Origin of the sequence: Pararcticibacter amylolyticus (assembly GCF_003130405.1) — a bacterium.
In the GTDB taxonomy this organism is placed as follows: Bacteria; Bacteroidota; Bacteroidia; order Sphingobacteriales; family Sphingobacteriaceae; genus Arcticibacter; species Arcticibacter amylolyticus.
The window spans coordinates 107293-131773 of sequence record NZ_QEAS01000020.1; the positions used below are offsets into that span (position 1 = coordinate 107293).

The 24481-nt window shown below is 42.9% G+C and carries 25 protein-coding genes; 15 read left to right on the top strand and 10 right to left on the bottom strand.

Going from position 1 to position 24481, the window contains the following annotated elements; genetic code table 11:
• Nucleotides 1-2 precede the first annotated feature (2 nt).
• The 12 genes from DDR33_RS20565 (at nucleotide 3) to DDR33_RS20620 (ending at nucleotide 8829) form a co-directional block, all read left to right on the top strand.
• The gene (locus DDR33_RS20565) at nucleotides 3-1820 is read left to right on the top strand and encodes a cytochrome c oxidase subunit I (RefSeq protein WP_238387882.1); all 1818 of its coding nucleotides are present in this window, start codon (nucleotides 3-5) and stop codon (nucleotides 1818-1820) included.
• A gap of 106 nt (nucleotides 1821-1926) precedes the next feature.
• The gene (gene cyoE, locus DDR33_RS20570) at nucleotides 1927-2841 is read left to right on the top strand and encodes a heme o synthase (RefSeq protein ID WP_109417682.1); all 915 of its coding nucleotides are present in this window, start codon (nucleotides 1927-1929) and stop codon (nucleotides 2839-2841) included.
• Nucleotides 2842-2843: 2 nt separating this feature from the next.
• Nucleotides 2844-3431, top strand: coding sequence for a cytochrome c oxidase subunit 3 (locus DDR33_RS20575; protein WP_109417683.1), 588 nt, complete (start codon nucleotides 2844-2846; stop codon nucleotides 3429-3431).
• Nucleotides 3432-3438: 7 nt separating this feature from the next.
• Nucleotides 3439-4128 carry a cytochrome c oxidase subunit 3 gene (locus DDR33_RS20580; protein ID WP_109417684.1) on the top strand — a complete coding sequence of 230 codons (690 nt, stop codon included), beginning with the start codon at nucleotides 3439-3441 and terminating at the stop codon, nucleotides 4126-4128.
• Nucleotides 4129-4144: 16 nt separating this feature from the next.
• Entirely contained in the window at nucleotides 4145-4492 is a 348-nt protein-coding gene (locus DDR33_RS20585; RefSeq protein WP_109417685.1) for a cytochrome C oxidase subunit IV family protein, read from the top strand.
• Nucleotides 4489-5184 carry an SCO family protein gene (locus DDR33_RS20590; protein ID WP_109417686.1) on the top strand — a complete coding sequence of 232 codons (696 nt, stop codon included), beginning with the start codon at nucleotides 4489-4491 and terminating at the stop codon, nucleotides 5182-5184. Before DDR33_RS20585 ends, DDR33_RS20590 begins: the two co-directional genes overlap by 4 nt.
• Nucleotides 5185-5206: 22 nt before the next feature.
• On the top strand, nucleotides 5207-5746 hold the full coding sequence (locus DDR33_RS20595) for a DUF420 domain-containing protein (protein ID WP_109417687.1): 540 nt from the start codon (nucleotides 5207-5209) through the stop codon (nucleotides 5744-5746).
• A gap of 62 nt (nucleotides 5747-5808) precedes the next feature.
• Nucleotides 5809-6039, top strand: a complete 231-nt coding sequence (locus DDR33_RS20600) for a hypothetical protein (RefSeq protein WP_394341127.1) — start codon at nucleotides 5809-5811, stop codon at nucleotides 6037-6039.
• A gap of 7 nt (nucleotides 6040-6046) precedes the next feature.
• On the top strand, nucleotides 6047-6433 hold the full coding sequence (locus DDR33_RS20605; RefSeq protein ID WP_109417689.1) for a DUF983 domain-containing protein: 387 nt from the start codon (nucleotides 6047-6049) through the stop codon (nucleotides 6431-6433).
• Nucleotides 6434-6536: 103 nt separating this feature from the next.
• Nucleotides 6537-7199 (top strand): DUF2461 domain-containing protein, encoded by a 663-nt coding sequence (locus tag DDR33_RS20610; RefSeq protein ID WP_109417690.1) that lies wholly within the window; start codon nucleotides 6537-6539, stop codon nucleotides 7197-7199.
• A gap of 93 nt (nucleotides 7200-7292) precedes the next feature.
• Nucleotides 7293-8111: an OmpA family protein gene (locus tag DDR33_RS20615; protein ID WP_109417691.1), complete on the top strand. Its 819-nt coding sequence runs from the start codon at nucleotides 7293-7295 to the stop codon at nucleotides 8109-8111.
• A gap of 220 nt (nucleotides 8112-8331) precedes the next feature.
• Entirely contained in the window at nucleotides 8332-8829 is a 498-nt protein-coding gene (locus tag DDR33_RS20620) for a flavodoxin domain-containing protein (protein ID WP_158280821.1), read from the top strand.
• 29 nt (nucleotides 8830-8858) lie between these two features.
• On the opposite strand, the gene rfbC is transcribed toward DDR33_RS20620, so the two are convergent.
• From rfbC to DDR33_RS20635, 3 genes are read right to left on the bottom strand one after another with little or no spacing between them, the layout of a single operon-like run.
• A complete protein-coding gene (gene rfbC / locus DDR33_RS20625) occupies nucleotides 8859-9407 on the bottom strand; it encodes a dTDP-4-dehydrorhamnose 3,5-epimerase (protein WP_109417693.1) in 549 nt (182 codons plus the stop codon).
• 3 nt (nucleotides 9408-9410) lie between these two features.
• A complete protein-coding gene (locus tag DDR33_RS20630) occupies nucleotides 9411-9713 on the bottom strand; it encodes a DUF4286 family protein (protein ID WP_109417694.1) in 303 nt (100 codons plus the stop codon).
• 26 nt (nucleotides 9714-9739) lie between these two features.
• A complete protein-coding gene (locus DDR33_RS20635) occupies nucleotides 9740-11551 on the bottom strand; it encodes a tetratricopeptide repeat protein (RefSeq protein WP_109417695.1) in 1812 nt (603 codons plus the stop codon).
• 210 nt (nucleotides 11552-11761) lie between these two features.
• On the opposite strand from DDR33_RS20635, the gene DDR33_RS20640 reads away from it, so the two are divergent.
• The 3 genes from DDR33_RS20640 to DDR33_RS20650 are packed head-to-tail and all read left to right on the top strand — an operon-like array spanning nucleotide 11762 to nucleotide 16009.
• The gene (locus tag DDR33_RS20640) at nucleotides 11762-13648 is read left to right on the top strand and encodes a S9 family peptidase (RefSeq protein WP_109417696.1); all 1887 of its coding nucleotides are present in this window, start codon (nucleotides 11762-11764) and stop codon (nucleotides 13646-13648) included.
• A 5-nt stretch (nucleotides 13649-13653) separates the two neighbouring features.
• On the top strand, nucleotides 13654-15321 hold the full coding sequence (locus DDR33_RS20645) for a sensor histidine kinase (protein ID WP_109417697.1): 1668 nt from the start codon (nucleotides 13654-13656) through the stop codon (nucleotides 15319-15321).
• A 1-nt stretch (nucleotide 15322) separates the two neighbouring features.
• Nucleotides 15323-16009: a response regulator transcription factor gene (locus tag DDR33_RS20650; RefSeq protein ID WP_109417698.1), complete on the top strand. Its 687-nt coding sequence runs from the start codon at nucleotides 15323-15325 to the stop codon at nucleotides 16007-16009.
• Here the strand turns inward: DDR33_RS20650 and DDR33_RS20655 are convergent.
• The 7 genes from DDR33_RS20655 to hemW all read right to left on the bottom strand — a co-directional run bounded on the left by DDR33_RS20655 (nucleotide 16002) and on the right by hemW (nucleotide 24117).
• Nucleotides 16002-16910: a UbiA prenyltransferase family protein gene (locus tag DDR33_RS20655; RefSeq protein ID WP_109417699.1), complete on the bottom strand. Its 909-nt coding sequence runs from the start codon at nucleotides 16908-16910 to the stop codon at nucleotides 16002-16004. The genes DDR33_RS20650 and DDR33_RS20655 overlap by 8 nt on opposite strands.
• A 23-nt stretch (nucleotides 16911-16933) precedes the next feature.
• On the bottom strand, nucleotides 16934-18190 hold the full coding sequence (locus DDR33_RS20660) for a metallophosphoesterase (protein ID WP_109417700.1): 1257 nt from the start codon (nucleotides 18188-18190) through the stop codon (nucleotides 16934-16936).
• 49 nt (nucleotides 18191-18239) lie between these two features.
• Nucleotides 18240-19736 (bottom strand): sigma 54-interacting transcriptional regulator, encoded by a 1497-nt coding sequence (locus tag DDR33_RS20665; RefSeq protein WP_109417701.1) that lies wholly within the window; start codon nucleotides 19734-19736, stop codon nucleotides 18240-18242.
• 59 nt (nucleotides 19737-19795) lie between these two features.
• A complete protein-coding gene (locus DDR33_RS20670) occupies nucleotides 19796-20893 on the bottom strand; it encodes a vWA domain-containing protein (RefSeq protein ID WP_109417702.1) in 1098 nt (365 codons plus the stop codon).
• 130 nt (nucleotides 20894-21023) lie between these two features.
• On the bottom strand, nucleotides 21024-21920 hold the full coding sequence (locus tag DDR33_RS20675; protein WP_109417703.1) for a carbohydrate kinase family protein: 897 nt from the start codon (nucleotides 21918-21920) through the stop codon (nucleotides 21024-21026).
• 101 nt (nucleotides 21921-22021) lie between these two features.
• Nucleotides 22022-22903 carry a cupin-like domain-containing protein gene (locus DDR33_RS20680; protein WP_109417704.1) on the bottom strand — a complete coding sequence of 294 codons (882 nt, stop codon included), beginning with the start codon at nucleotides 22901-22903 and terminating at the stop codon, nucleotides 22022-22024.
• Between the two features lie 89 nt (nucleotides 22904-22992).
• Nucleotides 22993-24117, bottom strand: a complete 1125-nt coding sequence (hemW, locus tag DDR33_RS20685; RefSeq protein WP_109417705.1) for a radical SAM family heme chaperone HemW — start codon at nucleotides 24115-24117, stop codon at nucleotides 22993-22995.
• Nucleotides 24118-24481 lie beyond the last annotated feature (364 nt).

Sequence of the window (24481 nt, forward strand, 5' to 3'; positions counted from 1 at the left end):
TTGTGTCCAAATATATATTCAGCCTGGATCATAAAGTGATTGCTAAACAGTTCCTTATCACCGGTATTATTATGGCGGTGATCGGGATGCTTTTATCAATCCTCTTTCGTATCCAGCTCGGCTGGCCGGATCAAAGCTTCCCTCTTCTTGAGACTTTTCTCGGAAAATGGGCAGAAGGAGGCAGAATAAAGCCTGACTTCTATCTGGCACTTGTTACGATCCATGGAACCATCATGGTGTTTTTCGTGCTCACTGCCGGCTTAAGTGGTACTTTTAGTAACCTGCTTATTCCATTACAGATTGGCGCGCGGGATATGGCATCGCCTCTGGTGAACGCATTGTCTTACTGGTTATTTTTCCTTGCGTCGGTGATAATGATCGCTTCGTTCTTTGTGGAGAGCGGGCCAGCGAGTGCAGGATGGACTATTTATCCTCCTTTATCTGCTTTACCGAAGGCTATATCGGGGTCTGGTACAGGGCAAACATTGTGGCTGGCTAGTATGGTATTGTTCATCGCATCTTCACTGATGGGATCTCTGAACTATATCAGTACCATCCTGAACATGCGTACCAAGGGTATGGATCTCTGGAAAATGCCTCTTACTATCTGGGCTTTGTTCCTGACTGCAGTCCTTGGTGTACTTTCATTTCCTGTTTTGGTAGCAGGAGTAGTATTACTTATTTTTGACCGCAGCGCGGGTACGAGTTTCTATCTTTCTGACCTTGTTATCCAGGGACAGATCTTACCACAGCAGGGAGGAAGCCCTATTTTATTTCAGCACCTTTTCTGGTTCCTGGGACACCCTGAGGTTTATATCGTCATCATGCCGGCAATGGGTATTGCTTCAGAAGTGATGTCTGTTAACGCCCGTAAGCCGATCTTCGGTTATCATGCAATGGTGTATTCACTGATCGGGATAACCGTTCTGTCGTTTATCGTTTGGGGGCACCACATGTTCGTAACAGGTATGAATCCATTCCTTGGTGGTGTTTTTATGATCACGACTCTGATTATTGCTGTTCCTTCGGCTGTGAAGACATTTAACTGGCTTGCAACCCTATGGAGAGGTAATATCAGGTTTACTCCGGCAATGATGTTTGCAATAGGACTGGTTTCCTTTTTTATCTCAGGTGGTTTAACCGGTATTTTCCTCGGAAATGCTTCATTGGATATTAATCTTCACGATACTTATTTTGTTGTTGCGCACTTCCACCTTGTAATGGGATCAGCGGCAATATTCGGAATGCTGTGTGGTGTTTACCACTGGTTTCCAAAAATGTTCGGCAGAATGATGGATGAGAAGCTTGGTTATTTGCATTTCTGGCTGACATTCTTTGGTGCTTACCTGGTGTTCTTCCCAATGCACTTTATGGGATTGGACGGCGTTCCCCGCCGTTACTATGCCTTCACTGAGTTTGAGTTTATGAAAGAATGGCTCACCGTTAATAAATTTGTTTCATGGGCGGCTATTATTGCTGCGCTTGGACAGGTGGCATTCTTATGGAATTTCTTCCATTCAATCTTTTACGGAAAGAAGGCAACACAGAATCCATGGGAAGCCAATACGCTGGAATGGACTACTCCGGTGGAAGGTATTCACGGTAACTGGCCGGGCGAAATCCCCAGCGTATACAGATGGCCATATGACTACAGTAAGCCAGGCCATGATAAGGATTTTATTCCACAGAACACCCCTTTCTCTGAAACTATGAGTTCCAACCTGCCTCACGATTTCGAAGGTAATCCTGAAGCTGAAAGGATTCAGGTGGAATGGCAGAAAAGCCACCAGTCCGGTAAACAAACAGAGGCTAATATTTAATCAGCCTGAAGAGTAAATGAGGAATCTGTAACCGGTTAAGGGTACAGATTCCTATTATAATTTTGACGTTTCTAAAGGTCTTTGCAGATCAAAATCAGAAAGAATTATGAGAGAAGTTGTCTCAGATTTAAATATAAGTGTGAATAAGGCGGAGGAGGGTACGTTTATATCTGACTTTAAGAAGCTTATAAAGCTTCGTTTAACTTTTCTGGTAGTTTTTTCGGCTTCAGTATCTTTTCTTATTGCAAGCCGTGAGCTGGGCTCTGTCAACTGGCTCAGCTGGTTTATGCTGACAGTAGGAGGTTTCCTGGTAACAGGCGCTGCAAACGGTTTTAATGAGATCATTGAGAAAGATCTTGATAAGCTGATGAGCCGTACAATGGACAGGCCTATTCCGTCCGGACGAATGACCACAGGGCAAGCCCTGGTATTGAGCCTTTTAATGGGAATAATGGGGACTATGATCCTGATGCGGTTAAATCTACTTACAGGGGTGCTCGCACTTTTTTCCATTCTCCTGTATGCGTTTGTTTATACTCCTTCCAAGAGGAAGTCGCCAATAGCGGTGTTCATTGGGGCCTTTCCCGGTGCATTGCCCCCTCTTATAGGCTATTTTGCCGCTTTTGACAGTCCCCAGATCTCCTGGGTTCCCATTATATTATTCCTCATACAGTTTGTGTGGCAATTTCCTCATTTCTGGGCAATTGCATGGGTATTAGATGAGGACTATAAGAAAGCAGGTTTCAGGCTGCTGCCGAGTACAAGAAGAGACCGGATCAGTGCGTTATTTACGTCGGTTTCCACGTTGCTTCTAATTCCCGTGGGCCTTCTGCCAACTATAATGGGGTTCGGAGGTTATTATATTGCGGTGGTTTCTGTTATATTGGGAATAATGTTTTGCTGGTATAGTTTTAATCTGTCCAGAAAACTCGACGTTGCTTCCGCCAGGCAGGTAATGTTTTGTTCATTTATCTATCTGCCTTTAGTGCAATTGGTTTTGTTGTTTGATTTTATTGCGTAATTATGATGACGAGAGCGGAAATTCTTATGGAACAGGATAAATTGAATTTGAGGCCAAAAAAATTCCTGATGTGGTTGTTTGTCATCACTTCATTTATGCTTTTTGCGGCTTTAACGAGCGGATATATCGTTTATACGGCTGGCGATCCTGCGCGGGGACTGAAGATGGTACTTCCCCGGATATTTATGTACAGCACGGCTGTAATTATCTTAAGCAGTGTTACTCTTTATCAGGCATCAGTTGCGGCAAAGATGCTTCAATTTGCCAGACAGCAGCTGTTTCTGACTATTACACTTCTTCTCGGTATCCTGTTTTGTGTGATGCAGATCTTCTCGTGGAAGATGTTTGTGGGGCAGGGGATTTATTTTATTAATCCAAATGCATCGCAGTCCTTTCTTTATGTTTTTACCGGAGCACATATGCTGCACATATTTGGCGGCCTAATGATGATTATACATGCCTTGTGGTCGAAGCAGAAGAACGTGCCGCAGGTTAAAAATCTTTTTAACCTCGAGCTCACTTCCATCTTCTGGCACTTTCTTGGCTTACTGTGGATATACCTATACGTTTTTTTACTTTTGAATCAATAAATTAAAAATGAGTACTACTGTTTCACAATTAGATGAAATTAAAGCAGGTCCCTGGAGCGGCGGTAAATCACCTGTAAATGCTGAATACGGGAAGCTGATGATGTGGTTCTTCCTCTTGTCGGATGCATTTACATTTTCTGCTTTATTGATTTATTACGGGGCTCAACGTTTCAGCAAGCTTAGCTGGCCTGATCCCGATGAGGTTTTTCAATCAATTCCCGGAGTAGCAGATCACGGGTATCCGCTGGTCTTTGTGGGGATTATGACTTTTATTTTAATTGTCAGTTCTGTTACGATGGTTTTGGCTGTAGAAGCAGGTCACAGAGGGGCAAAGAATGAGGTTGTGAAATGGATGATCCTTACGATTATCGGAGGGCTTGTGTTCCTTGGCTGTCAGGCTGGCGAATGGAGCCATCTTCATCATGAAGGTTACTGGTGGGGCAGTATCCCTGAAGGAGTTAAAGACGCTGATGTGGTTGGCGCAACTCAATTTGCTAACCTGTTCTTTACGATAACGGGTTTTCACGGATTCCACGTATTTAGCGGGGTGGTGCTTAACGTTATTATCCTGCTCATGACAATGGGTAACGTCTTCGAGAAAAGAGGCACGTACCTGATGGTTGAGAAGGTTGGTTTGTACTGGCACTTTGTAGACCTCGTATGGGTATTCGTATTTACATTTTTCTATCTGGTTTAATTAATTGTAAAAAATAATGGCTTCAGAACATCATACACCGGATCATGAGCATGCAGAGCATGCCAGCATGTCTAAGAAAAAGATATGGCAGGTGTTTTTTTACCTGTTAGGAATCACCGCACTCGAGTTTTTTATCGCACTTGTACTGGTACAGAAAGGAATGATTCCACACGGAATAGCTAACTTTACGTATATCGTGCTTACTCTGCTTAAGGCGTACTACATTGTTGCATATTTCATGCATCTGAAATTTGAAAACATGACGCTGATAACCAGTATTGTCGTTTCACTGATATTTATTGTCTACCTCATTATTCTTGTCTTAAATGAAGGGTCATACCTGAATGTTCATATGAACCAATGAACGGGAAGTCCTTTAAACAAATATTAATCCTGGTCGCGCTTCTTGCCGTACCAGGATTTTTGTATTATTTACTCCAGGATAAAGGTAAAAACCGATATCGTCCTCTTAATATTTTTGGTCCAAAACAAGTTGCTGCTACTTTTCACTATAAAAGAGGTAAGAAGATTGCAGATACAGTTTACCATAAGATTTCCCGGTTTGAGCTGACAGATCTATCGGGTAATCACATCACCTTTCCTCACGACAGCACTCATATATCCGTTTTTGATTTCTATTATACCCGTTGCTATTCATGCGGTGTGCAAAATCGTTATATGGAATCGGTGGTAAGTGAATATGCCGATAATAAAAGGCTGCAATTTTACTCAGTCAATATTGATCCGGAGTATGATTCACCTTCAAAACTCAGTGCTTATACGAAGGATTACAAGTATCCGCCAGGTAAATGGATATTTCTTACCGGAGATGAGGAATCTATATACAAACTGGCGCGCGGGCAGTTTCTCACAGATGTTTACAGGGATAGTAAGTATCCCGACAGCGTCATTCACCGGCATTTACTGATACTGGTGGATACTCAGAACCGCATACGGGGTTTTTATGATGCTTTAAACAAGGAGCAGATTGATAAGTTAAAGGACGAGATTAAAGTATTGATTGCCGAAGAACTGAGGAAAGTTACCGATCTTTAGGCCTTAATTTTATTGTACTTATATGAATGATAAAGTCATTTTAAGAATAGTTACCGGAATATCAATCTTTGTGTTTGCGGTAGTGCTGATATTGCAGAGTAAGGTAATCACGATCTTTCCGCCAGATGCTGTTGTTCCTTCCTGGGTGTTCTTTCTGCCACGCTTAAATGCTATTATAAACGGCATTTGCAGTTTGTTGCTGATTATATCCTTGTTTCAAATCAAGAACAGAAATATAAGAACACATAAAGTCTTGAACATTATAACTTTTGTGTTGTCTTCTTTATTCCTGGTGTCGTATATCATCTTTCATGCTACTGGTATACAAACCAGCTACGGCGGAGAAGGGACTATCAGGTATATATATTATTTCATTCTTATTACACACATTATACTTGCTGCAATTGTTTTACCGTTAGTTTTATTAAGTTTCTACAGCGGTTTACAAATGAACGTGAAACGGCACAGGCGCCTTGTCCGCTGGAGTTTCCCGGTATGGTTGTATGTTACGATAACCGGAGTACTGGTATATCTTATGATATCACCCTACTATACGTTTTAACAACAAATCAGAATGTTATGAGAGCTATAAGAAATTGTATTAGTTTAGTTTGCCTTGTGGGAATGCTCACTATTCATAACGATGTTTCCGCTCAATGTGCAATGTGTACACTGAATGCCGAAAATTCGGTAAAAAATGGGAATACCCAGGGAAAAGGCCTGAATGACGGGATCCTTTATCTGTTAGCTGCACCTTACCTGGCTGTAGCAGGTATCGGATTGTTGTGGTATAAAAAATACCGGAAAAAGAATGTTAACCTGAATGTCAGGAACGAAAGGATTAATCTGAACTAATGATCTGATGTCAAAAACTCCACAGTTACAGGCTATTATTCAAGCTAAATGTCCTAAGTGCCGGCGCGGAAATATTTATGCCGGTCCGATGTATACATTCGGAGCTCAAAAGATGAATGAGCACTGTCCGCACTGCGGTTTTAAGTATGAGATAGAGCCAGGTTATTTCTATGCTGCCATGTATGTCAGTTACGCTTTTAATGTTGCCGAAATTGTAACGGCGGGGATTCTGACATTTTACTTAAGCGGAGGGAGTGATTCTCCCTGGCTGTATCTGGGTGTGTTATTCGGCATAATCTTTATTTTGGCTCCTTTTAATTTCAGATATTCAAGGGTTATTCTTCTGCATTGGTTGTCGCCTAAAGTGAAGTATCACTCCGAGCTGGATAATTAATATCACCTGATGCCGGATTGAGAGAGGGTTATTTGCAACCTTGATCTTAAATGCTATATTAGATCATCTATTTTGTCTTATCTGTATATTTCAGACACACCATATGATTTCAACTCAGACATTTGCGTTTCTCAAATCGGTCTCCGAAAATAATAACCGGGAATGGTTTCAGGAGCATAAATCAGAATATGAAGAGGCGAGGGAAAATGTCCTGTTTTTTACGGAGAAAGTGATAAAGGGGCTTTCTGCCTTTGACCCTACTATACCGGCAGATCTTAACCCGAAGGACTGCGTGATGAGAATTTACAGGGACATCCGGTTCAGTAAAGATAAAGCTCCATTTAAAACAAACTTTGGCATAGCGATTTCGTCGAACGGAAAGAATTTTAAGGGCCCCGGTTATTATATTCATCTCCAGCCAGACAAGAGCTTTGTTGCGGGAGGTTCCTGGTACCCGGAGAAGGATGAGCTTAAAGCTATACGCCAGGAAATCGATTATAACCTGGGCGACTGGACATCAATCGTAGAGCATCCTGCGTTTACGGATGTTTTTGGAGAGCTGGATACCGAAGGGAAATTGCGTACAGCGCCTAAAGGTTATCCGGCAGATCACCCGGGCATTGAATATCTTAAGCTAAAGAGCTTTACTGCTGTTTGTAGGGTCTCTGATAAAGACCTGGTTAACCGTGACTCTGTTAAGATTGTAACCGGATTGTTTGAAAAAATATACCCCCTGATGGTTTTTTTGCGGAATGCTATTGCTTAATATTGCAGAATGCTCCACTATCTGATAGATTTAAAGAAGGATAGTAAAGATCAGCAGACAGGAGATATCGTTGTGCAGAAATATTTTAGTTAAATGAAAAAATTACTGATTCTTTTTTTCGGGACAGTTTGTCTCAGTTCGTGTATCGTATTGTCCCCCAAGAAGTATAAGAATTTACTTGCGACCAGGGATTCTTTATCCACCGCCTTAAACAGTGCAAATACCAGGATAGAATCGCTGGAAGACGAGATTTTACGGCTTAAATCTGATACCACATTATTGCATAGTCAGATAGCTGATTTAAATTCAAAGGTTTCCGGATTAAACTCCAACAATGCTAATCTTCGGGCAGCAAGTGATAAGCTTTCTGGTGACCTGAAAAAAAGAGAGGCACGTTTGAAAGAGGTCGAAGAGATCTTACGCAGACGGGATGCTGCTACCATGGAATTGAAGGATAAGCTGCAAAAGGCTTTATTGGGCTTCCAGCAAAGTGGTTTGACTGTAGAGATCAGGAACGGAAAGGTTTATGTATCCCTTACAGATAAGCTTCTCTTTAGTTCAGGGAGTATTGTCATTGATGAAAAAGGAAAGCAAGCGCTTGCAGGACTTGCAACGGTTTTAAAAACTCAGCCTGAAATTAACGTTTCGGTTGAGGGGCATACAGACAATCAAAAAGTGGTGAACCTTGGACAGATAAAAGACAACTGGGACCTCAGCGTGTTAAGAGCGACATCTGTAGTCAGGTACCTGACGGAAGTTCAAAAGATTGAAAACAACCGGATTACTGCTACAGGAAAAGGACAGTATCAGCCCATTGAAGACGCGAATACCCCTGAGGCCCGAAGCCGTAACAGACGTATAGAAATTGTTCTCTCGCCCAAGCTTGATGAACTTTATGATCTGATAAAATAAATACAAACATAAAAGTTACTGAAAGGCGCTATATCTATTTATAGCGCCTTTTTTATGAGGGCTTGCATCCCCCTTTAATAATTAATCCCCGTTTTTTTCTAAAAAAATCTAAAATTGTATCTAAGGTCATTTTTTTTACCTGGCCCGGGGTCTAATTTTACTGCAACGTTTAAAAGCGCGGAAATATCATAGAACGTTTCTGTGCATAATCATGCAGAAGATGAAGATAGCGATTGTATACTGGTCGAAAAATGGTACGACAGAGAAAGCTGCTAATATAATAGGAGAGAAGCTTAGTGAGAATGAAGTAGATCTCTTTGATCTTCAGATAGACCCCGATCCCAATGTGAGCGGGCATGATATGGTGATCATCGGAGGGCCGATTTATTTTGGCATGATGCAGAATCCTGTGAAGATGTTCTGTAAGCATAATGAAAAGCTGCTTCTTGAGAAGGAGATCGGGTTGTTTATTTGCAGTATATCCCGTGAGCAGGATGAAGCACAATTCGAAAATGCATTTTCTGTAAAAATCAGGAACCACAGCCGTGCCAACGCTTGTCTGGGCGGGGAGCTAATATTTGAAAAGCTCAATTTTTTTGAGAAGCTGATGGTTTGGAAAGTGGCGGAAAGCCACCTGGAATTTCACATCGACCAACTCGAAACGGATACTTTTGTAGAGAAATTGTATGCAGTAATTGCAAACTACTGCACGGCCTGACTTTTAAAGTCCGGCTAAAGTCACTTATTTTAAAAGGGACTCTCAAAATCTCTAAAGAGGGGAAGCACAGCGTCCTTTTGAGATAGTATGACTTCGCTCTGTTTCAGCGTCCAGTCAATACTGAAATCGGGATCATTCCACCTGACACCTATTTCAGACTCTTTGTTATAAAGCTTGTCGACTTTATAGGTAAAAATTGTGTTATCTTCAAGCGTTACAAAGCCATGAAGGAAACCTGCAGGAATCCACAGCATTTTGAAATTTTCGCCACTTAATTCTACGCGGATATGTTTTCCATATGTTGGCGAGCCTTTGCGGATGTCAACTGCCACATCCATTACTTTACCCTGTATTACGCGTACAAGTTTCCCTTGCGCAAACGGATTTGACTGGCCGTGTAAACCCCTTAGTGCTCCTTTATGTGAAAACGACTGATTATCCTGGACAAAATCAGTATCAATTCCTGCGTCCCTGAAAAGTTCCCTGTTGTAACTTTCATAGAAATATCCGCGTTCATCTTTCCAGATCTTTGGCTCTATAACAATAACCCCTGGCAGATCCGTCTGTATAAATTCCATATGTTAATCTACAAATTCCATTAATGAATTAAAAGATACAAACCGGTTAGCAAACTGCGATGTGAGGTCTTTTATGATATCAGGTTCAAAGCTTTCCTTAAAATGTCTGTAATTATCGGCATTGTCAGATACAAACTGGAGACAATAGGTAATGCCTTCGTTGGGCGATTCGAGCACCCGCAGTAAACGATTGGATGTAAAGGAACCTGAACTCATGGCACGGGGGATAAATTCCTCATTTATCCATTTCAGCCACTCGTCGTTGATCGGTTTCTCAATTATAGCCGTGATATTGTATAAAACCATCCGCGAAGATAAATTCAAGGATTCATCTATCCAAGATTATCTCCTCTTAAGTTTCTGAAACGGTTTCTTGCTTCATTTACATGAAGGCTTCCGGGAAAATCTGTTATAAGCTTCTGATAATAAGTCATGGCTTTTTCTGTATCATGCAGTTTGTTCTGGTAAATGTCGCCTAACATAAAGAGAGCGTCATCTCCCCATATATCAAAATGATATTTCACGGTGATCTGTACAAGCGATTCGATGGCTTTGGTGATATTGTTTTGTTTAAGGAGGATACGCGCTTTTGCCATCAGGACATCGTCCTCCAGTGAGTTTCCGGGATACATAACGCCAATGCTGTCCAGTACTTTCAGGGCCTGATCGTAATTCCGGGAAAAAGTTAGCCGTTCCGCATAGGCGTATTTTACAAGAGCGTTCGTGTCGGCCGGAGAATCAGTGTTCTCGGCAATTAAAAGACTTAAATTAAGAGCGTCATTCGCAATTAGCTGTGATGTTGAACTTTTTAAGACGTCGAGTTGCGTTTTAGCCCATTCAAAGTCAGATTGAAAATAAGACAAGCGGGCATTTCTGTATTTGGCCTCCTGGCCGGCAGGTTCGTTCGCAAATTCTTTTTCAGCTTGTCCGTATATCAGGGCAGCTTCCCAAAGTTCTCCCGAAAGGATATATACATCTCCTAATTCAAGCTTGGTCTGGCTAACAACCGAAAGCGGCAGCTGGGGGATCTTAAGGACTTCTTCCAGGAGTTTTTCCGCCTCCGGAGGTTTTTTCAGATAGAATGCTTTCAGGTCGGCTAACTGGCGCATGGCAAAAACCGTGTTCTTTGTGGCTCCAAACTCATTCAGTAAACTCTGGTAATCATTTTCCAATTTTAAAAGGTCAGCCTGCCCGACGGGAGTATCGGTTAACATCTGGTAACGGATACGAAGGGCTTCAGCTTTAGATGAAACGTAGTATGGTGATTGCGGCCCTTTACCGGTAAGATAGTCAAGCGCCTTAATAGCAGTTGCGTATTCTTTATTGGATATCAGGGCCTCGGCTATTCCATACACACGGTAGCCGTCTTCCTTCAACCTTTTGTCTGTTGCAATATTTAGCTTTAAGGCCTGGTCGAAGTCGCGCTGTTGTAAATACACCCACGAAAGGAGGTCTGACCAGGCCGGATGATCCTGTCTTTTCTGGAGTTTTCGGAGCAAGGCATTCTTTAAGACCGCATAATCTTCCACTGACTCAAATACGGAAGCAAAAGTGCTCTTTGCCTGATTCAGCAAAGATGGGTTCGGTTCTTCCGCAAGAACATTCAGATATTCTTCAGAGAGCATTTCCTTGTTCTTTTGAAAGCGATAAAGAGACAGCAGATCAAATGTAAACGCGTCTTCTTTCTTTAGAAGTTTCCTGCCGTTTTGAAGAGCCTTTACCGCATAATCGTATGCATTTGCCCTGTAAAATGTAACAGCTAATTCACGAATTGCATATTCATTGGCCGGAAGATCCCTTATGAGGCCTTTGTACCAGTTATCTGCTTTCTCCTGGCTGCCTTCCTCTTGCAGGATCCGGCCGTAGTCCACTTTGTAGATATATGAATCGTTGTCGCTGTTCATCATATTCTTCACCACCAGTTTTGCCTCCTCATATTTTTTTAGCTTTAATAGAACAGCAATGTATTGGTCGTAATGCTGAGGATTCCTTCCCTGGTTGAACAAATTCCTGTATGCCGTCAAGGCTTTTTCCCAGTCGCCGCTTTGCAGATACTGTGAAGCCAGATGGCCAGCCGGGTCGGTCTGGGCTGAAAGGGTTGCTAAATTCAGGGCAAGAAGTAAAAACAGCAATATTCTCTTCATCGTATTACAAACACAAAACCAATTGTGAATATAACGAGTTAAATGTTTTTCCTGATGTGGAGTAGTATATTTATTTCTGACAGAGGGCTGTTTCCAAAGAGAGGATAGCTGTATTTTAATTGTTACGTGGTTGACTGAGTAAAAGCTTTAATTTAGTGTTTTGGAATAATAAGTCCGCTGCGGGGCCGATAATTTGTGATGTAGTAACATATGATAATAAAGTTCAAAACGTATTTCCTGATAGTGATCCTGTTTTTACTGGCGTCGTGTAGTCAGGAAAAACGGGCAGAACTTATCCCAGCCGGTGATTTTTTCCGTAACCCCAGGAAAACCGGATTTCAGGTATCACCCGATGGAAATTATATATCATTTCTGCAGCCTTATAAAAACCGGATGAACATCTTCGTTCAGAAGATCAATGGCAATGATGCAGTAAGGGTGAGTGACGAATCCCCGTTTAATATCTCCGTGTACTTCTGGGCGAACAACAACGAGATCGTCTATATGAAGGATAGCGGGAAGGGGAAAGATCCCGACCTGTTTGCTGTTCAAAAGGATGGCAGGAATTTAAGGCATCTTTTATCCGAGAGAAATGTCAGGTTGAAATTTATCAGTCAGAACAGGGTCCCATATAACGAGCTTCTTATAGCGATAAATAAGAGAGATTCAACGATTTTTGATGCTTATCGGCTGAACATCAGTAACGGCAAGCTCAGAATTGCGGAAAGAAATCCCGGCAACATCCTTCAATGGATTTCAGATGAAGCCGGCAAGCTCAAGCTTGCCATGGCTAGTGATGGAGTCAATGAAACACTTCTTTTCCGGCCAAATGAAAATGAATTGTTCCGGCCGGTGATCACCAGTAATTTTAAAAATAAGATTACGTTTGTTGCATTCAATAAGGCCAGACCGCATTGTATTTATGCTTTATCCAACCAGAACAGGGATAAGATGGCCCTTGTTGAGATTGATTGTATTTCGGGTAAAGAGCTGCGCACGATCTTTGGTCACGATTCAGTCGACGTTGCCGAGGCCGGTTACTCCCGCCTGCACCAAAGACTGCTTTATGCTGGATTCGAAACATGGAAAAGCAAGCGGCATTATCTCCACGACTCTGCCAAGAAAGTATACAACAGGTTAGAATCCCTTCTGCCCGACACGGAGATCAGAATTACAGGCAAGGATAGCGCTGAGCAAAAGTTTATTGTCAGGACCTTTACGGATAGATCTCCGGGTGCGTTCTTTCTGTATAACCGGATGTCGGATAAGCTTACCAAGTTAAGCGATATTAACCCCTCACTGCCGGTCGATCAGATGTGCAGTATGCGCCCTGTATCTTTTAAAAGCAAAGGCGGTTTCCTGATAAATGGTTATTTAACATTACCCCGGGGCTATAAACCTGAGGGGCTGCCGGTTGTTGTGATCCCGCATGGGGGGCCCTCAAGCAGGAACTCATGGGGCTTCAATTCCGAAGTCCAGTTTCTGGCAAACAGGGGATATGCTGTTTTACAGATCAATTTCCGCGGGTCGAAAGGATATGGAAAAGAATTTTGGATTGCAGGATTCAAAAAGTGGGGCAGCGATATTCAGGAGGATATTACTGCCGGTGTAAAATGGTTGATCAGGGAAGGAATCGCCGATAAGGACCGGATAGCTATTTACGGGACGGGTTTTGGAGGATATAGTGCATTGTATGGGATGTGCTTTCATCCTGAGTTATACAGATGTGGTGCATCACAGTCAGGCTTTGTAAACTTGTTTACCTACATAAAAGCTGTTCCGCCCTATTTTAAACCCATGTTGCAGATGTACTACGAAATGGTAGGAAATCCCGAGAGGGAAATAGATTATTTCAGGTCTGTATCTCCCGTATTCCATACTGACAAGATCAGGGCTCCGGTGCTGGTTTCTCAATATATCAAAGACCCGAGGGTAAACGTAAACGAGACAAACCAGTTTGTCAAGGAATTAAAAAGCCGTAAGATCCCGATCACCTATCTATTGAACAAGGATAATATTGAGCAAGCCAGTCCCGCGGGGCAAGTGGCCTTTTATCAGGAACTTGAGGTATTCCTGAATAACAATCTAAAGAAATAGCCGGAATGGGTAAATCCAGATTTCAATACCGGAAGAACTTTTGGTTGAATGCGAGCTTCCTGGTCTTAACAGGTTTAAGTCTCGTGGTTGCCCTTGTCCTGGCACACAGGCTCACTGTTAAATATATAGAGAACGAGTTTAATAACCGGAAGATAGACGTTCTGGAAGAAACCCTTAAACCTTATAATGATTTCTTTCAAAACCGTGTTCCCGAGATATCGTTCTACCAGGGCTATCTGGATTCTGCTTCTGCTGTCAAATATGCCGATACCATTTTAAGGAAGTTCGCTTTCGTTCACAGGCTCATCTTTTATAATACAGAAATAAGCAATCATCCGATAAAGAATACGTACCGGTTTTATAACTTGTCGATCACTCCACGTGCCATCTATCAATTCGGGCGAAGATTAAGCCCCGATTCAATTGTCCTGTTTGAAAATAGTGCAGGGAGCACAGGGAGAGTAAGAGAGATGGATGAATTTAACCGGATGGCAGCAAAGTTTTCGGGATACATCAGTTCTGCTGATACTACCAGGTTTCCTGTGTCTGCCGATTATATCGGCACTTTTTATAACGTGACTCATAACCGCGTTACCTTTATGAATATTCCGCGGGAGGAGGATCTTCATACGTTCAAGGATTTGATGTTCAGAGATCTGCGTCCATCACCGGTCTTTGAGCAGGATATTGTATCGTTTCTTTTAAATCCGGCCCGGCTACAGGTGAGGAATAATCATAAAGAGCTCTATCAGCAGATCAGTATTAAGCCTATTGTATACGAATCGATGGATACTGATCCGGGGTTGCTTTCCATTGACCTTCCGCTTTCCGGCGCCTTTGCGGATTATAAGCTGTATTTTACATCTTCTCAGGCTTACCTGGAAAAGGAGATCTATCGCCGCTTTATCCCGGTTGCGCTTATCATACTGCTTATATATGGAACACTAATACTGCTTGCATATCTTATTTACAGGAACCTGAATATCAACAGCCGGATGTTTAAGCTCCAGTATGATTTTATTAATAATCTCACGCATGAATTTAAAACGCCTGTCAGTGTAATTAAAATAGCAGGAAACAACATCAGGAGCGCAACCAGATTGTCGGATGCCGAACGGTCACATTATGGAAAGATCCTCGATGAGGAAGCTGATAAGCTGAATGACCTGATGAATAAATTGCTGTCTTTTACGCAGATTGAAAACCAGTCGATCAGGATCAAAAAAGAGAAAATAAATCTGGACCAGTTGATCAGGAATTTAAAAGATGCCTATCAGATCAAATATCCTGACTTTTCTATTGAATACTCTATAGAAGGCATCGAATGGTTCTATTCAGACCCAGTCCTGCTGACGAGTATCTTTCGAAACCTGATGGATAACGCCTATAAATATTCTCTTCCGGGACGGAAATCAGTTTCAATCCGGGTATTTACCGAGAAAGGACGCCTGGTCATGAGCTTTAAAGATCAGGGCATCGGAATTCCGAAAAGCGAAACAGAAAACGTATTTAAAAAGTTCTACAGAATCCAGAACCAGTATAACCAGCAGGGTAGCGTTGGATTGGGATTGGCGTTTTGTAAAGAACTCATTAATTTTATGAACGGACAAATAATGCTGAAGAGCAAGGTGGGAGTAGGGTCCGAGTTTATAGTTATTTTACCAATAAGTTAATATGGAAAAAGAAACAAAGATTGCAATTATTGAAGATGATGAAAACCTGAGATTTCTGGTAAGTCATCGTTTGCAAAACGAAGGATATATCGTTGTGGAAACAGGAAACGGCGATGACGCAGAATCGTTAATTCTTGGAGAACAGCCCGATATCGTTCTTCTCGATTGGATGCTCCCCGGGAAGCAGGGATCTGATGTTTGCCGTAATGTCAGGGAGAAGGGGTTTGAAAAGATCATCATCATGATGACCGCAAAGGCCCAGGATGTTGACAAGATAGATGCTTATCATTTCGGTGTATCCGACTATGTCACCAAGCCGTTCAATATGGATGTATTAGTAGCCATGATTGAAAATAAGGTGAAATATATCGTCAAACAAGACCGGTCGGAGATAAGCAGGTTCGGTGATATTGAACATCACCCCAATACTCATTCTCTTTTGAAGGCAGGACAAAGAATAGAACTGACTATTCTTGAGAACAGGATCCTCCTTTACTTTCTAAAGAACATCAATAAGGTAATTAACCGCGAAGACCTGATGATGGTGGTATGGGGATATAACTCCGATGTTAACACCAGGACACTCGATATGCATATTGTCAGGCTCCGGAAGAAGATCGAAGATAATCCTGATACCCCGCGCTATCTCCAGACAGTCAGAGGAGTAGGGTATAAGTTTGTCATATAAACCTGAACAACCAGCTGCAAAGAGCGACTGCTAAGAACTGAAGGATCATCGTTCCGTCAAGATAGAAGAAATAGTAATATTCATTCTTCCTGATGGAGGATTTAAGGATTAGCCAGCCGCTCAGGATGATGGTGAGGGTAAGCCCCCAGAAATTTCCGTCAAACTCACGGGTAAACAGGAACAGCAGGACGATGTATGCTGCAAGAAGTAACTGGCAGAAGAGATAAGCCTTTTTTTCTCCAAGCATAACCGGTATGGTTTTAAGGTTGTGGTACCGGTCCTGAAAAAGGTCTCTTATATCAAAAGGAACGGTGATTGCTGCAATGAACAGGAATCTCTTCCCTACCAGGAGTATTGTGTCTGCTGCCGAGACGTTGATAACATGCTGTGCTGTGGTTTCAACTATCGGAACAAGAACACAGCTTAGCGACCAGATCAGGGCAATGAGAAATAACTTGAGGCCCGGTATATTTCTCAATCCAAATCTTTTCTCATTTATGGAGAAAAGAGGAAGATTATAAGCGATGGCAACTACGGCAAGAAAAGACAAAAGGATAAGAGAGGATACGGAAAGGAACAGCGTGAGTGGAACGAGGGATATGACCGCAATAATCGTTAACGTAACCATCACCCTGTAATGACCGAATATCCAACGAACCCTCCTGAACGGAGATTTCTTTGGTGCTGTCGGCTTTGACAGCAGCATACTGAAGTTGTAAAGGGCGAGAGTAGAACAGAATAGTAGTGCCAGCACGTGCTGTGCGGGTTTTACTCCCAGCAAGCGGTAAGTTACCAGTGCTTGTGCAACGGCACACAATGCTATAAAAATATTACTGAATAGAAGAAAGTCTGCACACTGTCTGATTATCCTGCTTAAAAATATAGACTTGGGGTCGGGCATCTAATTGCTTCTGATTAAAAAACTTACGCGCGCTTTAGTTCAAATATCGTAATTTCAGGTAAAATTCCAACTCTTCCCGGATATCCCAGAAATCCATATCCCACATTCACATATAATTGCTGGTGGTTTTCTGTGTATAAACCCGCCCATTCCTTGTAAATATATTGTACCGGGCTCCATTGATATTCCTTAGTCCGCACCCCGAACTGCATACCGTGTGTGTGGCCACTGAAAGTTGCATCTATGTTCGTATGCTTCAATACCTGCGCCCGCCAATGAGAAGGATCGTGTGAAAGAAGAAGCTTAACAGCTGCATCTTCAGTGCCTTTCATTGCAAGATCAAGTCGCCCGTGGCGGACAAATCTTCCTGCACCCCAGTTTTCGACACCCAAAATAGCTATTTCTTCGCCATCCACCTTTAGTCTTCTGTTTTCGTTCAGGAGCAGATCGTAACCCATAATCCGGTGAATATCCTTGATGTCCTGCAGGTTTTTAGCCTTTGCAGGAGAAGGGTTTCTGCCAAAATAATAGTCGCCGTAGTCATGGTTGCCCAGCGATGAAAATACACCGAGAGGAGCCTTCACTTTACTGAAGATATCCTGATAATCTTTCATCTCACTGGCGATATTATTAACGAGGTCGCCGGTGAAAAAGATGAAGTCCGGTTTTTCTTTCAGCAGCATCTCAACCCCTCCTAACACCGCTTTCCTGTTATAAAAGCTTCCTGAGTGAATATCAGATATTTGTCCCAGTTTTATTCCGTCAAAAGCTTTTGGAAGATTTGGGAAATAGAGGGTCTGGCGCTTTATACGGTAGTCGTAAGCCCCTTTGATAATTCCCCAGCTAAGTGACGCAAAAGGAATTGCAGCAACGGCTATACCCGCTTTAACAAGGAACTCAGACCGGCTGATCGTTTCGCTGTTTTCCGCAGGCAAGGAAACAGTACTTTCTTTCTCCCTGACTTTTTTTCTTTTTATCCAGACAATACCCCTCCTTATATCATCTATAAAAAGAAACGGAAGGAAAAATATCTTGGTAACAAACGTTATAAAAAAGGCTACAAGTATTACTGCCCGTAAAGACAGAATGAGGTTAAGAAAGATACTGGCAAAAACGCCCGCTATAAGGAGGGCGGAATACCCCCACCAAATAGCCTGAAACGCTTTGTACAGCTTTTGCGATTTATTCTTCCTGACAGATTTAAGCGCTTTGAAAATATACCAGTCAATCAGCAGCAGAAGAAGGCTGATGACAAGCAAAGGGATAATTCGATCTGACATATGCTAACAAATAAGTCCTCCTGCGGAGGAGCAGGAGGCAAAGGTGTAATTATTCTTCGTAGTTTTCGTCATCCTCTTCAAATTTCGAATTAAACAGGCTCTCAAACATATCTTTAAAAGCATATCCATTGTCCAGATAGGATTTACTTATCTGGGAGAACTCTGAAAGGCCGTGCAGCAAAAACTCCATAAGAAGTAATTTCTGATTTTCACTTAGACGCGGATGAAGTTCCTTTATTACATCTTTAAGCCCAGGGATCGCATTCAATGTCTTTTTATAATCTGTGAAAGACTGATTGTCGTCAATAGCGATCGAGTTTCCACTTCCAAACCAGTTAATGATTTTCGAGTAAGGATTCTGCCCTTTACCTCTTTTGAGCTTTTCAGGATCCGGGAAATACTGCAGCATCAGCGTTTTGATAGCCTTACCAACCAGGATATTTGCCACTTTTGCCGAGCCCTCCTGCTCCCCTTCATATACCAGTTCAATTTTCCCGGTAATCGCAGGAATCACGCCTGCAAAGTCACAGATCCGGGCAAAGGTATTCTCTTCTCCGTTTATCAGCATCCTTCTTTCAGCGTTGCTAATGAGGTTTTCATACGCAGAGATGGTAAGCCGGGCCGAAACTCCCGATTTTTTATCGATGTATTCGGAGTTTCTTGCCTCAAAGGCTATTTGCTCTATCAGATCTTTTACAAGCCCGTCTGCTTCAATATTTTCTTTCTGCTCTTTTGTGAGAGAAGCTTCCTGCTGTGTTATTCTTCTTGAGATATCAATACTGCGGGGATAATGGGTAAGGATCTGGCTTTCTATCCGGTCCTTTAAAGGAGTGACGATAGATCCGCGGTTTGTATAATCCTCCGGATTGGCAGTGAATACAAATTGGACGTCGAGAGGCAGCCGTAGCTTAAATCCCCGTATCTGAATGTCTTTTTCCTGAAGAATATTGAATAATGCAACCTGGATACGCGCCTGAAGATCCGGAAGTTCATTTATGACAAAGATCCCCCTGTGAGCACGTGGGATCAGTCCGAAGTGAATGACCCGCTCATCAGAATATGTTAACTTTGATGTTGCCGCCTTAATGGGATCCACATCTCCGATAAGATCGGCCACCGTCACGTCGGGGGTCGCCAGTTTTTCTGTATAACGCTCAGACCGGTGGAGCCACGCAATAGGAGTGTTATCGCCCAGTTCGTCTAATGTTGTCCTGGCAAACCATGAAATGGGTGCAAATGGATCGTCAAATAATTCAGAGCCTGCAACATAAGGCACGTATTCATCAAGGAGGCTTACCATCAGCCGGGCGATCCTTGTTTTAGCTTGTCCTCTTAGGCCAAGCAGCAGAATATTGTGCCGTGAAAGGATCGCTGTTTGCAGATCCGGAATCACTGTATCTTCATATCCGATGATCCCCTCAAATCCAGCGTCCTTTTTTCTAAGCTGTTCTATGAGGTTATCACGAAGCTCCTGTTTTATTCCGCGGGGCTTATATCCCGACTTTTTTAATTCTCCAAATGTTTTTATGTCTGGTTGTTTAGTCATTTCTTCTTGTAATAGAATTCAGCAATGAGAAGTTAAGTGCAAATCCGCCGTCCCTCAGTTTACCTGATCGTCCTTCTTCTGTTTCTGATGTAGTCCTCAAAAATATATTCACCAAGTCCCTTGAGGGAGCTGTAAAAAGCTTTGCCGCCGTTGATTTCAGTAAACTTGCGGACAAACTGCTGCAGGTAGGGGTCTCTTGCAATCATAAACGTAGTGATTGGAATATTGAGACGTTTACACTGAGCCGCCATATTAAGCGTCTTATTTACAACCTTCCGGTCAAGGCCGATACTGTTCTTGTAATACCTGGCACCTTCCTTCAGGCAGGTCGGCTTACCATCAGTAATCATAAATATCTGCTTGTTGGTAGTTTTCCTCCTGCGCAAAATGTCGGTAGCTAATTCAAGCCCTGCATACGTATTTGTATGATAGGGGCCAACCTGAAGGTAGGGCAGGTCCTTCAGAGCGATCGGCCAGGCATCGTTCCCGAAAACAACAATATCAAGCGTATCCTTAGGGTATTTGGTCCTGATCAGTTCCGCCAGGGCCATTGCTACTTTTTTCGCAGGAGTGATCCTGTCCTCCCCGTAAAGGATCATAGAGTGCGAAATATCGATCATAAGAACAGTAGACGTGAGTGTCTTATAATCCTTTTCCTCTACTTCCAGATCCCGTTCTGTCATAGTGAAGTCACCAATGCCATGGTTGATCTGAGCGTTGTGAATAGAGGCTGTCATATCTATCTGATCAGAGCCGTCGCCAAACTGAAATTCGCGCCGGTCAGCATTTTTTTCTTCTCCCTGACCAGAGCGGCTGGTCTGATGATTCCCTTTTCCTGACTTTTTAAGTTTTCCGAAAATCTCTTCCAGCGCAGATTTCCTTATGCTCTGTTCCGTTTTTGCGGTGATTGCAAAACCACCTTTGTTGCCGTCATCATCAATGTAGCCCCTTTGCTTCAGATCCTCGATAAAATCGCCCATCCCATATTCGTCATTGGTAATGTTGTATTGTTTATCAAGCTCATTCATCCAGGCCAGCGCTTCGTTCGCATCGCCGGAAGTGTAGTTCAGAAGCTCCAGAAATAATTTCAATAAATCATCAAATCCTCCCTTAGGCAGCTCGTCTGGGGCGAATTTGGAAAAAGAGTATCCCCGCATAAATTCCTTGTCTTTCCGGTTAATAATAACGGAGAATCTAAGTTAATAGTTTACAAAGCGGAAGATGTTTGTATTATGTAAAAATGCAAGGAGGGGGCCTCTTCGCTCTGACGTATTGGAAAGCGATTAGCTAATCCTGCCTGTTTATTTCGTAACGGTGGTTCTGAATATCTTCATAGGAATATTCAGGGTTTGCGCCCGGCCGCGAGGCAACGAGGGCTCCCGCCGCACATGCCAGTTCCAACGTTTTTTCAGGAGAAAGCTTCTGCAGGTAACAATTGATATAAGTAGCTAAAAATGCATCCCCTGCTCCCACAGTATCCGCTACTTTTACAGTAAAACCAGGGTGCGTATACACTTTATTTTCACAGGCCACAATTGCGCCCTTGCCTCCCAGCGTCAGACAAATAGAGTCTACGCCTAAAAGTTTACTTAGATTCAGCAGGTTCGTGGCGTATTCCGAAGATGGAAGCTCATACAGATCCTCCAGGAATTTCAACTCGTCTTCGTTGATCTTTAACAGATCACAATGTTTTATCAGGCGGAGGAGTGTGTCAGCTGTAAAGTGAGGAGGGCGCAGGTTCATATCAAAAACACGGAAACTGGCATGTTGTATGAGATCAAGGAGCGTATTCCTGCTTATCTCATTGCGGCTTGCCAGGCTTCCATATACCAAAGCATCTGCTTTTTGGGCAAGCTCTTTTACCTGGGTGCTTGGCCCGATTCCATCCCAGGCTACGGGCTGAACAATCGTATAGGTTGCCTGATGATTTTCATCGAGATGAACTTCTACAATGCCTGTTGACAGGGAAGGGTGCTGCTGGATATACTCAGTGCCAAGCCCCTGGTGTCTCATGAAATCCAGAAGTTCCGCTCCATCCCGGTCTTTCCCTACACTGCTGATCATAACGCTGTTCATGCCCTGTTTATGAAGATGCAGTGCTACGTTCATCGGCGCCCCGCCGGCCTTTTTCCCTTCCTTAAAGTTGTCCCAAAGAACTTCTCCATAACAAATTATATTGAACATATTCTCAGCTGTCTGTTATTTATTATCTGTCTGCTGCCACTGGCTGGAGCAGGCCGGATTCTTATTTATATCGTTATTTTCTCTTCTATACCCCGGAACCTCTACAGGGGCTTGCCTTCTGCAAGTGCCCTCTCCGCACGTTTAACAGCCAGTTCCTCTTTCCAGTTCATATATTTTACACTGAAATTCTTTTTCATGATATCATCAAGCTTACGCTGGACAGTGAGGTTGTAAAGACTTTTAGCTTTTACCGCAAGCGATTTATCCCAGGCCCGTAGTGATATAGAGAAAGATCCGTCGAGATACTTCATCCAGTGCCACATACCGGTAGGCATAAAAAGCGTATCACCATGTTCCAGGAAAGTTTCATACCCTTCAATCCCCTTTAATGCAGGGAACTTTTCGAAATCAGGATTGGTGATATCGTAGTCTTCCAGGGCATAAGTGGAGAAAGGGATACAGTAAAGGCGTTCTTTCCACTTATAATCAAACAAGATAATATGTTTCCTGCCATGGAAATGAGTATGAAAGATATGGGCAAGATCAATATCGTAATGCAGGAAGGTGACCGATCCCTGCCCTCCGAAGAACATATTGGGATAACTGTCCAGAAAGCCGCCCATCAGTTCTTTTGGTGCCCGGTAATCTTCAAGCAGCCTGGGAGCGTGTTTGATAGGATCAAATAAAAAGATCCGGAGATCTGTAGGTTCCTTCCTGATCAGGTCAATATAGTCGCCAAATTTCATTTCGGCTGCAGACGCATTGATGGGTTTAGACGGGTCTGCTTTCGAACTGTCATATAACGGTACGATTTTGTCTCCAACCACATCCTTTAAATATTCAAATGTCCATTTTTCAAAGGCTGGCCATTTTTTTGCCATATTCCTGATTACAAGTGCACGTCGGGGGATGAGATAATTTCTGATAAAATCTTCTTTGCTTATTTCATCCACTACATCAATCGGACTGAGCTTAATTCCCATTGGTCTATGTAAAGTTTGAATTTCAAAAGTAAGGAGAGGGTGTGGAGGAAACAAGAGCAGGCGGATGAAAGTTACAAAGCCGGCGTCTGCTATACAAATAACGAAGCTGCTATATGATCGGCGAATAGTTTGCCTTCTGTTGTAAGCAAGACGACTCCTTCTTTTTCCCCGATCCATCCCTTTCGCAGGAATTCTTCCAGCGATTTCCCCACTTCCTTCCTGTAGTCTGAGCCAAAGTCTGCTTCAATTTTATTAAGGTCCATCCCCCATATAGTTCGTAAGGAAGTCATGATATACTCGTTTAGCCGGTTCTCCGTACTGAGAACCTCCGCTTCTGCCGGTATCTCCTTTTTTAAAAGGCTGTCGATATATTTGGCATTATTGGCAATGTTCCATTGACGCCGGTTGCCGTCGAAGCTATGCGCAGATGGACCGATCCCTGCATAGGGAATTCCTTTCCAGTAGCTGGTGTTATGACGCGAGTGAAATCCCTGCTTCGCAAAATTGGAAATTTCATAGTGTTCAAAGCCGGCCTGTGATAAACTTTCGATCAGAAGGAGAAATTGTTCTGCACTCTGCGAATCGTTCATGGGAGGCTGTTTGCCTTTTTTGATAAAATGGGCCAGGGCAGTGCGTTGCTCGACCGTCATGGAGTAGGCTGAAACATGCGGGACCTGAAGATCTATCACCTTTTGTATGTTAGATTTCCACTTCATGTCTGATAGTAAAGGATACCCGTAGATAAGATCAAGGGTGATGTTTTCAAAACCGGCGTCCTGCACACGTTTAACGGCACTATCGGCTTCTGATGCGGTATGTGCCCTGTTCATCCATTTCAGATCTTCATCGTAAAACGATTGGGTTCCGATGCTGAACCGGTTGATTTGCGTTCTTCGGAGGTCCCGCACATGGGCCGTTTCAAGGTCGTCGGGATTTGCCTCTATTGTAATCTCTGCTTCGTTTGTAACTGTATGTAATTTGCTGACATGGTCTATGAACCCCTGCAACTCACCTGCAGTTAATACTGACGGGGTTCCCCCACCAAAATAGATGGTTTCCACCGGGTGCGTCCCAATGAATTCTTTTTGTAAATCAAGCTCAGTGTGCATTGCCTGCAGCATTTCGTCTTTATACTTCAAAGAAGTGGAAAAATGAAAGTCGCAATAGTAGCACGCCTTTTTACAAAACGGTATATGAAAATAAATGCCAGCCATATCAGTAGAAACAGGTGATCACGCCGGTTTCTCTGCAAAGGTAAGAGCAAACAGGGCTTTTCAAGCCAAGTGACCCAATGAAAGTTAAACTGGTAATTAACTTTCCAATTAACGTAGAAAGAGTTCTCGTTAAGGGTACCCGTATTTAAAAGATCAGGAACTAGTTCTCCGTAGATGTCATCATGGCAGATGACGAATGTTCCATTTGCTTGTTCCCCCCGGGAAACCAGCATAATTGATTTTACATGTCCATTCCTAAAAAAGCTATACACAAATTAAAAAGTGTATGGAAAGTAAAAGAAGGAAAGCGAAGTCAGAGAGAGAGGGAAAGCATACGCCCTTTGACAAGCGGGAAATTAAGAAA

Excerpts from the sequence above, each read along its gene's own strand:
- cyoE (WP_109417682.1), top strand. The coding sequence starts at position 1,927 with ATGAGAGAAGTTGTCTCAGATTTAAATATAAGTGTGAATAAGGCGGAG.
- DDR33_RS20575 (WP_109417683.1), top strand. The coding sequence starts at position 2,844 with ATGATGACGAGAGCGGAAATTCTTATGGAACAGGATAAATTGAATTTG.
- DDR33_RS20580 (WP_109417684.1), top strand. The coding sequence starts at position 3,439 with ATGAGTACTACTGTTTCACAATTAGATGAAATTAAAGCAGGTCCCTGG.
- DDR33_RS20585 (WP_109417685.1), top strand. The coding sequence starts at position 4,145 with ATGGCTTCAGAACATCATACACCGGATCATGAGCATGCAGAGCATGCC.
- DDR33_RS20590 (WP_109417686.1), top strand. The coding sequence starts at position 4,489 with ATGAACGGGAAGTCCTTTAAACAAATATTAATCCTGGTCGCGCTTCTT.
- DDR33_RS20595 (WP_109417687.1), top strand. The coding sequence starts at position 5,207 with ATGAATGATAAAGTCATTTTAAGAATAGTTACCGGAATATCAATCTTT.
- DDR33_RS20600 (WP_394341127.1), top strand. The coding sequence starts at position 5,809 with ATGCTCACTATTCATAACGATGTTTCCGCTCAATGTGCAATGTGTACA.
- DDR33_RS20605 (WP_109417689.1), top strand. The coding sequence starts at position 6,047 with ATGTCAAAAACTCCACAGTTACAGGCTATTATTCAAGCTAAATGTCCT.
- DDR33_RS20610 (WP_109417690.1), top strand. The coding sequence starts at position 6,537 with ATGATTTCAACTCAGACATTTGCGTTTCTCAAATCGGTCTCCGAAAAT.
- DDR33_RS20615 (WP_109417691.1), top strand. The coding sequence starts at position 7,293 with ATGAAAAAATTACTGATTCTTTTTTTCGGGACAGTTTGTCTCAGTTCG.
- DDR33_RS20620 (WP_158280821.1), top strand. The coding sequence starts at position 8,332 with ATGAAGATAGCGATTGTATACTGGTCGAAAAATGGTACGACAGAGAAA.
- rfbC (WP_109417693.1), bottom strand. The coding sequence starts at position 9,407 with ATGGAATTTATACAGACGGATCTGCCAGGGGTTATTGTTATAGAGCCA.
- DDR33_RS20630 (WP_109417694.1), bottom strand. The coding sequence starts at position 9,713 with ATGGTTTTATACAATATCACGGCTATAATTGAGAAACCGATCAACGAC.
- DDR33_RS20635 (WP_109417695.1), bottom strand. The coding sequence starts at position 11,551 with ATGAAGAGAATATTGCTGTTTTTACTTCTTGCCCTGAATTTAGCAACC.
- DDR33_RS20640 (WP_109417696.1), top strand. The coding sequence starts at position 11,762 with ATGATAATAAAGTTCAAAACGTATTTCCTGATAGTGATCCTGTTTTTA.
- DDR33_RS20645 (WP_109417697.1), top strand. The coding sequence starts at position 13,654 with ATGGGTAAATCCAGATTTCAATACCGGAAGAACTTTTGGTTGAATGCG.
- DDR33_RS20650 (WP_109417698.1), top strand. The coding sequence starts at position 15,323 with ATGGAAAAAGAAACAAAGATTGCAATTATTGAAGATGATGAAAACCTG.
- DDR33_RS20655 (WP_109417699.1), bottom strand. The coding sequence starts at position 16,910 with ATGCCCGACCCCAAGTCTATATTTTTAAGCAGGATAATCAGACAGTGT.
- DDR33_RS20660 (WP_109417700.1), bottom strand. The coding sequence starts at position 18,190 with ATGTCAGATCGAATTATCCCTTTGCTTGTCATCAGCCTTCTTCTGCTG.
- DDR33_RS20665 (WP_109417701.1), bottom strand. The coding sequence starts at position 19,736 with ATGACTAAACAACCAGACATAAAAACATTTGGAGAATTAAAAAAGTCG.
- DDR33_RS20670 (WP_109417702.1), bottom strand. The coding sequence starts at position 20,893 with ATGCGGGGATACTCTTTTTCCAAATTCGCCCCAGACGAGCTGCCTAAG.
- DDR33_RS20675 (WP_109417703.1), bottom strand. The coding sequence starts at position 21,920 with ATGTTCAATATAATTTGTTATGGAGAAGTTCTTTGGGACAACTTTAAG.
- DDR33_RS20680 (WP_109417704.1), bottom strand. The coding sequence starts at position 22,903 with ATGGGAATTAAGCTCAGTCCGATTGATGTAGTGGATGAAATAAGCAAA.
- hemW (WP_109417705.1), bottom strand. The coding sequence starts at position 24,117 with ATGGCTGGCATTTATTTTCATATACCGTTTTGTAAAAAGGCGTGCTAC.